The sequence below is a fragment of the Corynebacterium glucuronolyticum DSM 44120 genome (assembly GCF_030440595.1).
Lineage (GTDB): Bacteria > Actinomycetota > Actinomycetes > Mycobacteriales > Mycobacteriaceae > Corynebacterium > Corynebacterium glucuronolyticum.
Window position 1 is genome coordinate 1597642 of the sequence record NZ_CP047452.1, and the last position, 15108, is coordinate 1612749.

The following is a 15108-nucleotide window of genomic DNA, read 5'->3' on the forward strand; positions in this document are numbered from 1 at the left end:
ACTTTTAGAAAACCAATTCCGACGAGAAAATTGAACTGAAGATGGATGCAGGCTTTTCACCAGTTGAAGTGCCCGAAAGCACACGGTTTCCGGCGGACAAGACCGGGGCTTGTCGACGCTCCGTCTCACCTTCACGTAGCTAGGCACGGTAGCCGGCACAGTCGACTGGGGAAAGGAGGAGCTCAACGGTGAGGCGCGCTGCCACGGTTAGAAATAGGCGGGGTTGGGTGCATTTCCAGCAAGGTGAAGGAGTTTAACCAGCGGGCGGTGCCTCACATGGCGCGTATCTGTCACTGCCTGGTTATAGAACCGCGTGGCGAGATGAACGCGAACGTTCGCATCCGACAGAGCCACTAGTGCTCTCGCCCCCTCGTCCGCCTCTGCGGTCACAGCAGACTCTGCATTGAGCACTGTGTCTGTGCGTACTTTTCTCACCGCAGCCACGTCGTTTTCGACTGTCTCTTCCCCTATCGAGGTGCCCTCCCCCGATGGGGTGGTCTCTTTAGGCGGGGTGGTCTCCTTTGGCGGGGCGGTCTCCTTAGTCGGGGGCTCCTCCCCTGTCGTTGTTTCCTCCTTAACCATGGATGCCTCGTTGCTATCAGTTACGAGGAACCCGTCACCTGAAACCGAAGCGGGGAGTCGCCGCAGGAGCTCATTTTCAGCGGCTCTACGATCAGAAAAATTCTCGTACGTGAGCGGAATATCCTCGAGTGCCGTCGCTTGCGCGGTCAGTGACGGATACAGCGCCCCGATGACAGCTGCCCGCCGGTTGAGTGCACCCTCCAGCGAGTCGCGGGCTCTATCCATGCGAATATGCAAGCGATTGAGGCGCTGGGCGGTGAAGTAGCACCACAAGAAAACGGCGGTGAGGATGACTCCGAGAAGAAGAACACCTGCGTGACTCATGCTCGGTTCCCCTTCCCGGGCTGCAGCTGTCGCAGGAAGCTCGGACGATAACGTCGCAGTGGCTTGCATGTCACGGGGTGACCATCCGCCACCGTCTCGTACACCTGCAGCACCTTCTTGGCCACAACAGACCAGTCGTACTGCACAGCCTGTTTCTCCCCTCGTCCACGAAGGTCAGCTACCAGATCTGGATCGTGCAACAGCCTCTGAAGGACTCGGGCCAATGCGCCACTATTCCCATTGGCAAAGGTGAGCCCGGCATCTCCGAGTACTGCACGGAAAGCGGGAATGTCCGAGGCAACGACGGCGCACCCAGCGGCCATCGCTTCAACCAAGATGATACCAAAACTCTCGCCACCAGTATTCGGTGCGATGAAGATGCTCGCTTCACCCAAAAGTCGCGCCTTCTCCTCATCGGTAACCCGGCCGTGATAGGTAATCCGAGGAGTGGACTGTCGGGGTTTTCCGCCCCCGATTACGTCAAGGTGATACTCGCATCCGTCCTGATTATTGATCTGTTCCAGGGCACCGAGGAGAATGTCGAGGCCTTTCCGAGGCTCATCGAGCCTCCCTACGAACGCAAGACGGCGAGGCTGCGTACGGTGCGTCTGTTCTGCAAAAGTTTGGACATGGATTCCGTTGGGGATGGCTACAGGGTCACCTCCGAGCTGCTGAACCTGCCATTGCCGGGCCATGTCCGAAACGGCAATTCCGCCCCCGATCTTTTCCAGCATCGGAGTGAGGAAAGTCGCCTGCGCGACTTTGAGCAGGAAAGATTTTTCTGCAGATGCGTGGTAGGTGGCGACGATTGGTCCGTGGGCAAGCCGTAGTGCTTCCATCGAGAAGCTGGGTGAATTGGGCTCGTGAATATGGAGCACATCGAACCCCCCATCTTCGATGAAACGCCTCGTTATTCTCGTGACATGGGGTCCAATGGCGATGCGGGCTACTGATCCGTTGTAGGGAACCCCGATTGCTGCTCCACCACGGGTCACAAACGAGGGAACGTGTGGTGTGGAGGGAGAACACGGTCCGAGTACACGAACATCGTGCCCGGAGGCGATGAGGGTGTTCGCCAGCTCGAGCACGTGGTTTTGGACGCCACCTGGTTCGTCAAAAGAATAGGGGCAGACAATTCCGACACGCATGATTGAACTAACTCTAGTCACAAAACCTGAGGTTTCGGCGCGCCACCATCCGTAATACCACCACCTATCACCTGACCTGCGGGACTTCGGCTGGCTTCAGTGTGCTGCAGCCAGCTTCGGTAGGCTTCGTTGGAATCGATAAGCTTCAGTGGGCTGCAGCGAGCTTCGGCAAGGTTCGTCGGGCTTCCCCTATCCGTCCCGTGCCTATCCGGCTATGTCCTGTCCGCAAGCCACACGGGTTGTAGCATATGCCAATCGGTGGGGTGAGCGGATAGCGTTTCTTCAAATTCATCGGCAATGCGCTGCGTGGTCTCTTCAACTGTCGTCACAGGAATCGCCGGCCGCAACGAGAGGCCCCAGCCGGAGCCTGTGAAGTAGACATCTGCAACATGCAGCGGTGCCCCTGTGCGCTGAGCGAGCACAGCAGGCCCTGCCGGGAAGGTCGCTGCCTCCCCAAAAAATGAAACGGCTACACCGCGGCCTTTGAGATCTCGTTCCCCCATCATGGCCACGACAGAGCCTCTCGATACATCCTTTTCAAGATTCGTGAGCGGGTGAGAATCGTGCGGATACACCGTGAAGCCCAACTCCTCTCTGTAGGAGACAAAGGCCTGGTAGAGCTCTTCGGGCTGAAGATGCTCGGCAACGGTGGAGAAGCCACCTACTTCGAGCACGAGGGCTACACCGGCCAAATCCCAATTTCCACTGTGGGTAAGCGTGATGATGGCACCGCGATCACGGTCGAGGTTGTTTATCCCCTCGATGGTGAGGGTATCTGGAACGATCTTGTGGAGAGCGAAGGCTTCGTACCAGTAACGGGCATACGACTCCAGTCCGCGTCGTACTTCTTCTCTAGAGGCGGGACGGCCTAGCACGCGAGTCAGGTTCTTCTCCAACTGTGCATTACCGCCCACGCGGCGCGCAGCGAACCGAAAGAGTGCCCGGCCCCACGATTCTGGCAGCAGGCAGACAACGGACCAACCGAGAACGTAACCAGCCGCCGTCCACTCGTGTTTTTTCACTAACCGCCAAAACAACGGAATTAGACTGGTTTTTCTTCCATTGGAGTTCACCCTACCAACCTATCAGCTTGTGTTTCCGCCCGATTCTGTTCTGGTAATTAGAGATCGCTTTTCCCTTGAGAGCCTTGCAATCAGCGCGTGCACTGAAGCTGGAACGAGGCCCCATACGCACAACTGCCCCAACGGCGCCCACAGGGTTCCTATCCCCGACGGCGCCCACAGGGTTCCTATCCCCGACGGTGCCCACAGGGTTCCTATCCCGACGGCAACAGTGATGTGGATCGGAGTCAGGCGTACAAGCTACAAGGCGCGTGACTAAGCAGACGCCACCGATCACGTAATCGTCGACAAGCCTGAACCCTCAGAAAACGAAAACCCTCCCACTCAGCAGAGTGGGAGGGCTCAACCTGAGGTCTCCAGCGGTTCGAGATTATTGATCCTCGGCACCGGCCGGAGGGGCACTCATCTTGCCGGCCAGCGGATCGCGGGACGCCATGATGAGTCGCTGAATGACAGTCCACACAGAGCCAACAGCCAAGACCCACATTGCGACCTCGAAGCCCCAAGGGACACCGAAACCAGCTAGCGCGATGCCGAGGTAGCCGATAATTAGCCGCTCCGGGCGCTCAATGAGTCCACCGACCATCCGGAAACCGCTTGCCTCACCACGCGCCTTGACGTAGCTCGTCACCTGGGAACCAATCAGGGCCACAAAGGTGGCGGCAACAGTCGCCCGATCCGTCCCGGCGACGAACACCTCCCACCAGATGATGGCGGAAAAGAGTGCGCCGTCGGTGATCCGATCGCATGAAGCATCAAGCGTTGAACCGAACCGCGTACCGCCACCGCTGCGCCTGGCCATGGTGCCATCGATCATGTCGAAGGCAGAAAACAAACCAGACACGACCGCTGCTGCCACAAGGTGCCCAGTAGGAATGAGGACAACAGCCGCCAACGTGGTCAATACCGCCCCAACGACGGTCACCGTGTTGGGGGTCAGTCCCGCCCTGAGAGCAAGGTCAGCAACGGGCTCAACTATGACGCGCGCAGGCTTTCGTCCATGAACGCTGAGCACAGCTACTCCTCCCCCAACACCACGTCACCGGGAGCCCACTCCGCGTCGTGCCACGCGCGCGCGAGCAGATCACGGGTCTGCTGGAGAGTTTGCGGAAGAACCTTGGTTGCGTCGATGATCGTCATGAAGTTCGAGTCACCCGACCACCGTGGCACGATGTGCAGGTGGAGATGCTCACCGACGGAACCGCCAGATGCGCGACCAAGGTTGAAACCAACGTTCATCGCATCGGGTGAGCTGACCTCTTTGATCACGCGGACAGCGACGCGCGCCCAATCCATAATCTCCCGGTACTCATCCTCAGTTAGCTCCTCCAATTCCGCCACCTTGCGGAAAGGGACGATGAGGAGGTGACCGGCGTTGTACGGAAACTTGTTCATCACCGCGTAGCAGGTTGTGCCACGAGCGACGATGAGGCCTTCGCGGTCCTCCATCTCCGGGATAACCACGAAAGGATCACTCACCTTCTTGCGATCATCATTGACGATGTAGCTCTGCCGGTAGGGCGCCCACAGGCGCTCCAACCGGTCAGAACGACTCGCTTCTTCACCACTAGTCAAGGTTGATGGTGTCCTTACTGGGCTGCTCGTTCTTGCGGGAACGGACCCACGACGTGATGATTTCTACAGCCTTGTCCGCAGGAACACCGTTTACCTGGGAACCATCAAGGAAGCGGAAGCTGACAGCCCCGGCCTCCTGGTCGCGAGCACCAGCCAGCAACATGAACGGGACCTTGCCCGTCGTGTGGTTGCGGATCTTCTTCTGCATCCGGTCATCCGAGGTGTCCACCTCGGCGCGGATTCCCTGCGCCTTCAGCTTGCCGATGACACCTTCCAGGTAATCGACAAACTCGTCGGCAACCGGGATACCGGTGACCTGGTGCGGGGCGAGCCAAGCCGGGAACGCACCGGCGTAGTGCTCGAGAAGCACACCGAAGAAACGCTCAATGGAGCCAAACAGTGCGCGGTGGATCATGATCGGGCGCTTCTTGGAGCCGTCAGAGGCGGTGTACTCCAACTCGAAACGCTCGGGCAGGTTGAAGTCCAACTGCACCGTGGACATCTGCCACGTACGACCGATGGCGTCACGAGCCTGAACGGAGATCTTCGGTCCATAGAAAGCTGCGCCGGCGGGATCCGGAACAAGCTCAAGCCCGGAGGCCTTGGCTACGCGCTCGAGGATCGCCGTGGACTTCTCCCAGATTTCGTCAGATCCCACGAACTTGTTCGGATCCTTCGTGGAGAGTTCTAGGTAGAAGTCATTGAGGCCATAGTCTTTGAGCAGGCTCAAAATGAAGTTCAATACGCCGGTCAGCTCGTCCTCGAGCTGCTCCTCGGTGCAGTAGATGTGAGCATCATCCTGTGTGAAGCCGCGGGCACGGGTGAGGCCGTGCACCACGCCGGACTTCTCGTAGCGGTACACGGTGCCGAACTCGAACAGGCGAAGCGGCAGCTCACGGTAGGAACGGCCACGGGAAGCATAAATAAGGTTGTGCATCGGGCAGTTCATCGGCTTGGCGTAGTAGTCCTGCGGCTGCTTGGTGCAGTTGCCGTCCTCGTCGTACTCGCCATCCAATTGCATGGGCGGGAACATTCCGTCCGCGTAGAAGTCCAAGTGACCGGACTTTTGGAAGAGGTCGCCCTTGGTGATGTGAGGCGTGTTCACAAAGGAGTAGCCATTCTCCAGGTGCCGGCGACGGGAGTGTTCCTCCATCTCCAGGCGGATGATTCCTCCGTCCGGGTGGAATACCGGGAAACCTGAGCCGATCTCGTCAGGGAAGCTAAACAGATCCAGCTCCTGGCCAAGACGGCGGTGGTCACGCTTTTCTGCCTCTTCCAGCATGGTGAGGTAATCGTCGAGAGCCTCCTTAGACTCCCAGGCGGTGCCGTAGATGCGCTGCATGCCGTCGCGGGACTGGTCACCTTTCCAATATGCAGCGGACGAACGCAGAAGTTTGAACGCTGGAATGTAGCGGGTGGTGGGGACGTGTGCCGGACCGCGGCAGAGGTCGAACCACTCGGTTTCGTTCGTCCGCGGGTTGACGTTGCGGTAGCCTGTGAGTTCACCGTGAGCGTCCACATCGGCAGCCTCATCGAGGACGGTCCCCTTGGACTTATCCTCAATGAGCTCCAGCTTGTACGGCTCCTCCGCCATTGCGGTGCGTGCCTCATCAAGTGATTCCCAGGCGAAGCGCTCGAAACGCTGGCCGGTCTTGATGATCTTCTTCATCCGCTTCTCGATCTTCTTCAGATCTTCAGGGGTAAAGGAGCGCTCGGTGCCGAAATCGTAGTAAAAACCGTTCTCTACAGCCGGGCCGATTCCGAGCTTCGTGCCGGGGAATTCGGCCTGGACGGCTTGCGCCATTACGTGTGTGGCGGAGTGACGAATGACTCCGCGCCCCTCATCGGATGCGGCGATGACTGTGGTCATCGTCGTGTCTACCTCCGGGGTGAAGGACAGGTCTTTGAGGTCACCCTCCGCGGTCTTGACGCAAACGACGGCGTCAGGTCCCTTGGATGGGAGATCCAGTTCGCGCATAGCCTTGCCGGCGGGGACGCCAGCGGGCACCAAAAATTCAGTCACAGTGGATTCCACTTTCATGTTGGGGGTGCGCACCGACATACCTGGCCGGCAACGTCACCCGCATTTTCTGTTTCCCCTCCCCTGGTAATAGGAAGGTCGCCCAGGCTTTCCGACGCCACGCTGGCACGGTAGTTACGCAACGTGCGCTTTCCTCGTGGTTGCTTGTCGACGTTTGAAAGCAGAGCTGGTGTCATCGTACTCCCCAACCGTGGACAACGCTGTACCGGCCTTATAAAGAGATGATTATTCGGGGCCGACAGCGCACGAGTATGCCCGCCGGTCGGTGCATCCCCCCACTGCATCGCCTCGCATCGCAATGGCTCCGCCCCACAGCGGATCTCCGCCCCCATAGGTCCTCAAAGGGCCGCATAGATCCCCACAGATCAGCATAAGTCAATGCCCTAGACATGACACAACATGAGCATGGACTGTCCCGTAGAGGCACGACGACGTGCCACCTCTGCGCGTTGCTTCTGGCAAGCGGACGTTGGTCGACCCCACACAGACCGAGGTGCACCGATATGCTTTACACATCGATGCACCTCATCAACTCATCGCCTTCGAAGGCTTATGACTCAAGTAGTCCCTCAGCCCAGTACGTGTCGCGGCCTTCACCCACACCTGGCGGGCAGAAGTACACGGAAGAGCCGATATGCGTAGTCCACTGATTGAGTCGATCAGCCTGGTCAAGCCTCTTTTGGATGGCCGTGAACTGCTCCTCAGGGTTCTTTTGGAAGCAGATAAAGATAAGACCGGAATTCGATCGATCAATGTCTCCGGGAACCGGTGGCAGATCATAGTTGTACGCCCGGCGTTTCAACTTCTGGTTCGGCTTGTCATCTGGATTGACCGCCCGCGCCATATGGCTCATCGGATCAATGACCGGAAGTCCAAGCTCATCGGTCTTCTTGTAGTCAGCCGGCGTGAACTCGTCGCCGCCGGACAGCGGAGCGCCTTCAGTCATTGTGCGCCCGAAGACCATCTCGCGGGAAGCACGGTCGAGCTTCTCCCACTCATCCATGTTGTAGGCAATACGGCGAACGACGAGACACGTCCCGTCCTTCGCCCAATCCGGCCCTTCGTCAATCCAGACCTGGTCAGCGTATTCCTCATCGGAGGAGGGATTCACCGTACCGTCCTTAAAGCCGAACAGGTTACGGCCCGTTGCCCCCTTCTCGACGCTTCCGGAGGCGTGGAGGAAGCCGTGCTGCAGCCACTTCACCTCGGCATAGCGAACGGAAGAGCGGATGAAGTGTCGGGTTGCATGGGCCAGGGTAATCGGATCATCTGCACAAATCTGCACACAGATATCGGTCTGCCCCCATTCATCTTCCAGCTTATCCTTGGAAAACGCGTCGATGTCATGCAGCCAGCTCGGCTTCTGATCTGTTAGTCCAAGCTTGTCAAAGAATGGCTCCCCCAGCCCGCACGTCATCGTGAGGTTCGCGGGGGTCCATGCGAGTTCAGGCTCGAGGTCACCCACCGGCGTTTTGCCGGTGGTCAACCGTCGAGCATCCTCTGTCCACAGACGCAAGAGACGCTTAGCATCATCACGCTTGACATCACGGTACAGATTGAACCCTAAGACGTTGGCAAACGCTTGGGGCGGGGTGGAAATACCCGCCTGGTGCTCGCCTTCGAATTCCACCTCTGTGTTCTTCAGAGGCATGTCAGAATTTGGGCCGTCCCCGGTGATGTCCTGTTCTTTGGCTTTCTTGTCCAAGGAATCCTTGGCAAATGCGGGAGCAGCCAGTGCTGAACCAGCGAGTGCCGAAGACCCGACAAGGAAGCCGCGTCGACTAAGCGAATGATGAGTGTCCTCATGCGCCATTGTTACTTACTCACTCTCTTCATAAACAGCCACGCGACGCTCGTACAGCGAGACCGTTTGGATTGATGGGAAAAATTGTGAACGTTACTTTGCGGAATCGGCGTGGTCGCCATGCTCCATGTGCTCACCGTGGCCCATGTCTCCACCCTCGTGATTCATGTGCATGTCTTCCATGCCGTTATCCACCTGAGCCTGTCCATCCGGACCGTAGTTCTCGATGCCGGACTGGATGTCACGCACCGGGATGTCCTTGAACTCGTAGCTGTTACCGTCGGCATCCTCGAAGGTGACATCGAGAGAGTCGCCAGCGGCAATCTCCGGGCTGTAGCCCATGATCATGGCATGGCTGCCACCGGGCTTCAGCTCGTAGGATCCACCGGCAGGAACGACGAAGCCGTCTTCCATCTCAACCATGGTGGTACCTTGCATCTCATGCAGCTGCCACATCTTGGCATCGACTGACCCGGACACCTTGACAATGTGGATGTCCTTGTCGGAGGAGTTCACGAGGTGACCGAAGATGCCGGTCATATCCTTGCCTTCAGGCTTAGCTTTCACAAATGCCTCCTCGAATGAAAGAGCATCTGCGGATTTCTCGTCGCTAGCCTTCACAGCCGTCGAGGTTGCTGCCGTCGTGTTGTCAGCTGCGGTGGTGCTTGCGCTCTCGCCGGTGGAGGAGCAACCTGCGAGTGCCATGGCTCCTGCCATAGCCACTGCAACGAGAGAAACCTGAATCTTCATGTAATTATTTTCCTTTCGCCTTAAGGCCTATCAACACGTGACACACACGCACACGCGCACATGTGGGTTAAACATCAATTCGCTACTCAACTGACGAGAAAGCGCTGCTTTTGCCCGCCTGCTGTCCACAGCGAGTCCGCTATTTTCGAGTGAGGGCGAAGCCCACACCTCCCACGATGACGAGAACAAGTACTGCACCGAGTCCCCACGCCCACACGGGGATGCCACCGTTGTCAGTGGATTCCGTGTTAGCGGTCGCCACAGTTGTGGCACCGCCAGCTGGGTCATCGGATGTCTCGCTTGCTGCCGCATTGGGATCACCAACCGAAAAAGTCGTACCGCCACGGGTGGCGTGACCATCCGACGAGGTGATCTGGTAGCCAACGAGATAGTTACCCGGACCGGGGTCAATATCCTCCGGAATCTTCAGAGATACATATTGTTTGTCCAGGTCAGGTTGACCAGTGAACAGTACTTCCTTTGTGTCGGAGTTCGAAATTGCAACGGTATTGAAGTTCGGCTTTGGGATGCCAGAGAATTCCAGCACGATCTCGTGTGGGAACTCTTCGACTACAGACTTATCCTCGGGCGTTGCGTGCATGACGACATCATGAGCTGCCGCGAGTGGAGCGAATCCACCGAGCATCAGTGGTGTCGCCACTGCAATTGCACCGAGCCGCAGGAAAGCGTCCTGAACCAAAGCCACGTGTATGTACATCCTTTCTCATCGACCGGAAGGCCCGAATCCAGTGATTGGGGTCACTTTCCAGTCACCCCAATTAGTCGAAGAAATATCCAGCTAAGTTCCAATGACCCCCTTTTGGGGTCAATCGCACCGCGTATTTTTCACTCCAACCAATCACTTATTCCGAGATAAACAGTCTTGCCTATGTATTGGTTATACCAACCAAACACCAGCCTAGAGAACCCGCCTCACCTTTCACAAGTAAGGCCCAACATATCTGAAATTCAAAACGTATAGAAGATGCACTACCCATCCCCATCTACCCTCTCCACCTAACGAGGAAGGCTCCAGACCTCACTCCTGATCCGCGCCATCGATTCCACCAAGATCCCCCACACTCCGATTCCTAACCCTTCCGAGGATCTGGATGGGCAGGCAGAAGCTAGACCCCCAGACACACGAAACTTCCCTTAACAACGACACGTCGTAACGACGCACGTTTTTCCCTTAACCCCTTAAGCTCCACATTCGCTAGCAATCGAGAAAACAAAAGAGGTTCCCGCAGGAGCGCAGGAACCTCTGGTTGGAGGTGGAAACGGGAATCGAACCCGTGTGCACGGTTTTGCAGACCGTTGCCTCACCACTCGGCCATTCCACCAAGTCATATCCCATTGTAAATGATGAGCCCCAACTCTTACGAGATGGGGCCTGGAGAGCGGATGACGAGATTCGAACTCGCGACCCTCACCTTGGCAAGGTGATGCGCTACCAACTGCGCTACATCCGCAAAGAGCATTGAACTCTCAGTGCACGATACTGGGATTGAACCAGTGACCTCTTCCGTGTCAGGGAAGCGCTCTCCCGCTGAGCTAATCGCGCTAAAAGTGAAAACTAGTTTCACCGAGCGGATGACGAGATTCGAACTCGCGACCCTCACCTTGGCAAGGTGATGCGCTACCAACTGCGCTACATCCGCGTAACAACCAACTGCGCTTTGTGCTGTGCGTTGCTTGCTCCCAAAACAATAGCGTTAACTCAAAGATGTTACAAATCCCCTGGTAACAAGCTGTTTTGAAAAACGCTTTTGAATCACACGATTGGCATTAGGAGGCCTTGAGGCTGACCGATTGGAACCGTCGCGAATTCCCTGATCCGCCACATGGGCTCTCCTCCTTGTTTTTCCAGATGCTCTTTCCCCTTGGCCTCTCCCCGTTCCCCTAAAGAAGTGAGGCAACGATAATAGGGACCAGCACCACCACTGCGCGCGCGCCCGCCTTTCCCTCGACTCTCTTCTTTCCTCACATTTCTTCTCTTTCCTCCCCTTTTCTTCTCTTCTCTCCCACTACTTCCAAGCCTCCTCTTCCCCACCCCTGCCCTCTCATCACACGTCCAGAGTTGTCCCATCATCCACAAAATCGTGGATACACAGCCCCAGGTGGCTGCAGAGCGTGATTTGAATCCGATGAGCACCCCGCACATACGGCTACTCCCGCACACTTCGATACGGATTGCCATCGCGTTGGGAACGTCACCGCAACCACAATCATCGCGGCCTCCGGAGATCTAGGTTGGGCACCGATCGTCGAGGCGAATCACACAGCCCACGACCATAAAGAGAGCGCACTAGACGCACAGTACCGACACCATATCCCCGACCCCTAAGTACCGATTGAATCCACACAAATGAGCACGTTTAGAGCCCGTAGAACGTGCACGTCAAGCTACGACACAAGCCCCAAACGTAAAATGCACCTACTGTTGCCCTCTTTGCCCGACTCTTACGCTTTGATCCACTGATCCCAGAGGAGGCGATATCGCTCCCTGCCCCCGACAATGAAAGAGCCCGCACTAGGCGGGCTGTCAGTGGTCCCAGCTGGGATCGAACCAGCGACCTTTCCGGTGTGAACGGAACGCTCTTCCACTGAGCCATGGGACCAACGAGAGACTAGGTTACACGGTTCCCCCGACTCTCACTAATCGCCTGGTCACATGGCTTTGCGAAGCGGAGTACAGGATCAGATGAACAGGATTCGCACTGGCCCCATCACTACCGCGCGCCTATCTTCTCACTGCTTCTGTGATATTCCCCCGGACAACTGAGTTCCTTCCTGCGCGGGTGAGTAAAGCGACGTTTACGTTCCAAGAAGCAGACCAAACGCGGACCTGTCGACCGGGTGCAGGAGAACAACTCGAAAGCCCGCGGAAACGGGGCGCTGAGGGGCGTCGACAAGCGTGAAACCATAGCCCCCTCGAGACCTGAATAAAGCCACAACCTAGAGACGCGCAAGGACCGACGCAAGCAACACGCTGGGACCAGATGTGGTGTCCTACTAACCAAATTAGTTAGGGTTAGTGCGTGTCTAGTCTCGCAGAATCGCTCCGAAACACATGGGTGGCCGACGTGCCAGCACCCAAGAACGGTACCCCCGGTTGGAACGCCGTGTTGAATTGGGTTTTCTGGCCACTCGTTGTCATGCTCCTCATCCATAGGATCGCACTCCTGTCCATTGATGGAGCGATTACAGACGACTTCACCACCGTTTATGAGGCCATCGCCCGGATGCGCGAGGGAATCCCCGTGTATAACGAAAACTACATGTACGTCGATCCGCACTACCTGTGGTCACCAGGTGCAACTATCCTGTTGTACCCGTTTTCCCTTGCCCGCCTCGTCATCGCTCGGTTGGGATTCATTCTCCTCAACGCCGGCTCAGTCGTCGCGGCGATCGCGATTTTCCTCACACTTCTGAGGAAGAAACCGACGAGCTTCCTATTCCCCATGTTTACGGCTGTAGCCTTGCTGACGGAATCTGTAAGGAACACCCTGATTTTCTCCAACATCAACGGTATCCTGCTGCTCCTTCTTGTACTGTTCTACTTTTTCCTTTTGCAGGAGCGGCAGTGGCTTGCGGGTATCGTGATCGGGTTCGCTATCGTATTCAAGCCGATTTTCCTCCCGCTTTTAGTTTTGCCTTTGATCAAACTCAACTGGAAAACTGTGGCCGTTGGAATTGGCGTTCCCGTTGCAATGAACCTTATCGCCTGGCCGTTGGTTCCTGGAGCAACCGACTACATCACCCGAACCATGCCGTACATCACACAAATCCGTGACTTCTCCAACTCATCCTTGCGCGGGATGGCACTGTGGTCCGGAGCTCCCGGCTGGCTTACCGCAACCCTTTGGATAACCTTCGCCATCATTGTTGCTGTGGGATTCTTCGCAGCGCTGAAATTCCGCTACTCAGATCGGACGTGGTGGGTCGTCACCTCCTCGACGCTTCTCCTCGCGGGAGTTTTCTTCCTCTCTTCGCTCGGCCAGATGTACTATTCGATGTTCCTCTTCCCCTTCTTCATCGCTGTGATTCAGAACGGCTCCCTCGCCCGTAACCCCTTCGCGTGGCTGGCCGCCTACTGCACCTTCACCCCAGACAGTTGGAAGTCCGCGACCTTCCCGCCCGAGGGAATGTGGGCACAGTACTTCCTCCCCACTACTGGCTGGGCGATCCTGATCATTGTCATCGCCGTCGGCGCGGTGGCTCGAGCGCATTCCGCATCATTCCGGCCGGCGCTCCCCACTACCAACTCGTCTGCGGGCAGTGAAGCACACGCAGTGTAGGTGTACACGACGTGCAGGTGTCTTGTCGCTGCCATTTCCCACGAATTATCGTCAGCTCATAACCGGGACCTGGTCGCGTAATCGACGGCTCGAGCGCAGCCTCACTGCCTCCCCAACCCGGTAGGCTTGACGCATGACGAATTTCGAAGACTTCACCGAGAAACAGTGGCGCGAACGCCTCGATCCGCAATCATTTGCTGTACTTAGGCTACGGGGTACAGAGCCACCATTTTCGGGCGAATACACTGACACTGAAACGGAGGGCGTGTATTCCTGCAAAGCGTGCGGTGCGGAGCTCTTCCGGTCTCAGGAGAAGTTTCACTCGCACTGTGGTTGGCCATCGTTTTTCTCCCCGCTGGCTGGCGACCGGATCATCGAGCGCGAGGATCTATCCCACGGGATGCGTCGTGTAGAAGTACTCTGTGCACGGTGTAAATCTCACCTAGGGCACGTTTTTGAAGGCGAGGGCTACGACACCCCGACTGATCTGCGGTACTGCATAAACTCCGTGTGCCTCACTCTGGAGCCCACCGAGACTGAGGCGTAGCCAACCCACTTTTACCGATACCGAAAGAGCCGTAGTGAGCTGCCTGCCCACTACGGCTCTTTATGTTCATTTATCAGGGCCCTTCGCGATAGCCCCGTGCACGGTCACGCATGTGCGAAGCGCGTGCCAGCGGGGAAATCGCCTGGGAGCCACTCCCGCACGTGCTTAGGGGAGAACGTTAATGATCTCGGCTACGTCATCTACGCGGCGACCGGAGTAGAACGGGATCTCCACCCGCACGTGCTCACGTGCCTTGGTGTACCGCATGGCGTGCATGAGCTCGTTAATAGTCTCCATATCGGGAGCCTCGAACGCCAGGATCCATTCGTAGTCCCCCAGTGCAAAAGCGCTCATGGTATTCGCCAGAACATTTCCGAACTTGCGCCCAGCCTGACCGTGATCAGCAAGAATCTTGCGACGTTCGGAAGGATCGAGAAGATACCAATCGTACGAGCGAACGAACGGATAGACGGTGATCCAGCGCTCCGGTTCCATCCCCATAATGAAGGCAGGAAGGTGGGACTTGTTGAATTCCGCCGGGCGGTGAATGCTCGTTCCGATCCAGTTGATCTCACTGGCAGCACCGATAAGGGTCGTGCGACGGAAGGCATTGTAGGCGTCCTGGAGGTCCTCCAGATTTTCGCCATGCCACCAAATCATGTAATCGCCTTCGGCACGAACTCCGGAGACGTTATAGACACCGCGTACGGTAATGCCCTTGTCCTTCACCCCTGCGAGGAAGCTTTTGAGCTGTTCGATGACCTCGGAACGGTCATCGGGAAGAACTCCGGGGATGACATCGAAGACGAGGAACTGCGAATACTGCTTAACGTCATTGAGAGCCGCGAAATCAGGATGACTGAATTTACCCATTACTGATGCCTTTCTACATCAACCTTTAGTTTCACTTAGGACATCATACTTGTTTGCGTCCCCCACTAGGAATACCGGCGT

The 15108-nt window shown here is 57.0% G+C and carries 12 protein-coding genes and 5 tRNA genes; 2 read left to right on the plus strand and 15 right to left on the minus strand.

Annotated features, from left to right (window positions below):
* Nucleotides 1-207 precede the first annotated feature (207 nt).
* The 14 genes from CGLUCO_RS07090 to CGLUCO_RS07155 form a co-directional block, all read right to left on the minus strand.
* On the minus strand, nucleotides 208-906 hold the full coding sequence (locus CGLUCO_RS07090) for a hypothetical protein (protein WP_005394126.1): 699 nt from the start codon (nucleotides 904-906) through the stop codon (nucleotides 208-210).
* A complete protein-coding gene (locus CGLUCO_RS07095; protein ID WP_005394127.1) occupies nucleotides 903-2054 on the minus strand; it encodes a glycosyltransferase family 4 protein in 1152 nt (383 codons plus the stop codon). The genes CGLUCO_RS07090 and CGLUCO_RS07095 overlap by 4 nt, the downstream gene beginning before the upstream one ends.
* Before the next feature lie 212 nt (nucleotides 2055-2266).
* On the minus strand, nucleotides 2267-3076 hold the full coding sequence (locus tag CGLUCO_RS07100) for a phosphatidylinositol mannoside acyltransferase (protein WP_005394128.1): 810 nt from the start codon (nucleotides 3074-3076) through the stop codon (nucleotides 2267-2269).
* 430 nt (nucleotides 3077-3506) lie between these two features.
* Nucleotides 3507-4151, minus strand: a complete 645-nt coding sequence (gene pgsA, locus CGLUCO_RS07105; RefSeq protein WP_005389865.1) for a phosphatidylinositol phosphate synthase — start codon at nucleotides 4149-4151, stop codon at nucleotides 3507-3509.
* 2 nt (nucleotides 4152-4153) lie between these two features.
* Nucleotides 4154-4711 (minus strand): HIT family protein, encoded by a 558-nt coding sequence (locus CGLUCO_RS07110; protein WP_198481412.1) that lies wholly within the window; start codon nucleotides 4709-4711, stop codon nucleotides 4154-4156.
* Nucleotides 4704-6773, minus strand: coding sequence for a threonine--tRNA ligase (gene thrS, locus CGLUCO_RS07115; RefSeq protein ID WP_005389862.1), 2070 nt, complete (start codon nucleotides 6771-6773; stop codon nucleotides 4704-4706). The genes CGLUCO_RS07110 and thrS overlap by 8 nt, the downstream gene beginning before the upstream one ends.
* Nucleotides 6774-7302: 529 nt before the next feature.
* On the minus strand, nucleotides 7303-8565 hold the full coding sequence (locus CGLUCO_RS07120; protein ID WP_005389860.1) for a Dyp-type peroxidase: 1263 nt from the start codon (nucleotides 8563-8565) through the stop codon (nucleotides 7303-7305).
* 84 nt (nucleotides 8566-8649) lie between these two features.
* On the minus strand, nucleotides 8650-9306 hold the full coding sequence (locus tag CGLUCO_RS07125; RefSeq protein ID WP_005389858.1) for a copper chaperone PCu(A)C: 657 nt from the start codon (nucleotides 9304-9306) through the stop codon (nucleotides 8650-8652).
* Nucleotides 9307-9445: 139 nt separating this feature from the next.
* On the minus strand, nucleotides 9446-10012 hold the full coding sequence (locus CGLUCO_RS07130; protein ID WP_232621837.1) for a copper resistance CopC family protein: 567 nt from the start codon (nucleotides 10010-10012) through the stop codon (nucleotides 9446-9448).
* Between the two features lie 563 nt (nucleotides 10013-10575).
* Nucleotides 10576-10649 (minus strand) — tRNA-Cys (locus CGLUCO_RS07135).
* A gap of 56 nt (nucleotides 10650-10705) precedes the next feature.
* A tRNA-Gly gene (locus CGLUCO_RS07140) sits at nucleotides 10706-10778 on the minus strand.
* 20 nt (nucleotides 10779-10798) lie between these two features.
* Nucleotides 10799-10870, minus strand: a tRNA-Val gene (locus CGLUCO_RS07145).
* A gap of 24 nt (nucleotides 10871-10894) precedes the next feature.
* Nucleotides 10895-10967 (minus strand) — tRNA-Gly (locus CGLUCO_RS07150).
* An 888-nt stretch (nucleotides 10968-11855) separates the two neighbouring features.
* Nucleotides 11856-11927: transfer RNA gene (locus CGLUCO_RS07155), tRNA-Val, on the minus strand.
* A gap of 420 nt (nucleotides 11928-12347) precedes the next feature.
* On the opposite strand from CGLUCO_RS07155, the gene CGLUCO_RS07160 reads away from it, so the two are divergent.
* The gene (locus tag CGLUCO_RS07160) at nucleotides 12348-13607 is read left to right on the plus strand and encodes a glycosyltransferase family 87 protein (protein ID WP_196793930.1); all 1260 of its coding nucleotides are present in this window, start codon (nucleotides 12348-12350) and stop codon (nucleotides 13605-13607) included.
* A 133-nt stretch (nucleotides 13608-13740) separates the two neighbouring features.
* Nucleotides 13741-14154: a peptide-methionine (R)-S-oxide reductase MsrB gene (gene msrB / locus CGLUCO_RS07165; protein WP_005389852.1), complete on the plus strand. Its 414-nt coding sequence runs from the start codon at nucleotides 13741-13743 to the stop codon at nucleotides 14152-14154.
* A gap of 165 nt (nucleotides 14155-14319) precedes the next feature.
* Here msrB and hemQ read toward each other — a convergent pair whose 3' ends face one another.
* Nucleotides 14320-15027 carry a hydrogen peroxide-dependent heme synthase gene (gene hemQ, locus CGLUCO_RS07170; protein ID WP_005389850.1) on the minus strand — a complete coding sequence of 236 codons (708 nt, stop codon included), beginning with the start codon at nucleotides 15025-15027 and terminating at the stop codon, nucleotides 14320-14322.
* Nucleotides 15028-15108 lie beyond the last annotated feature (81 nt).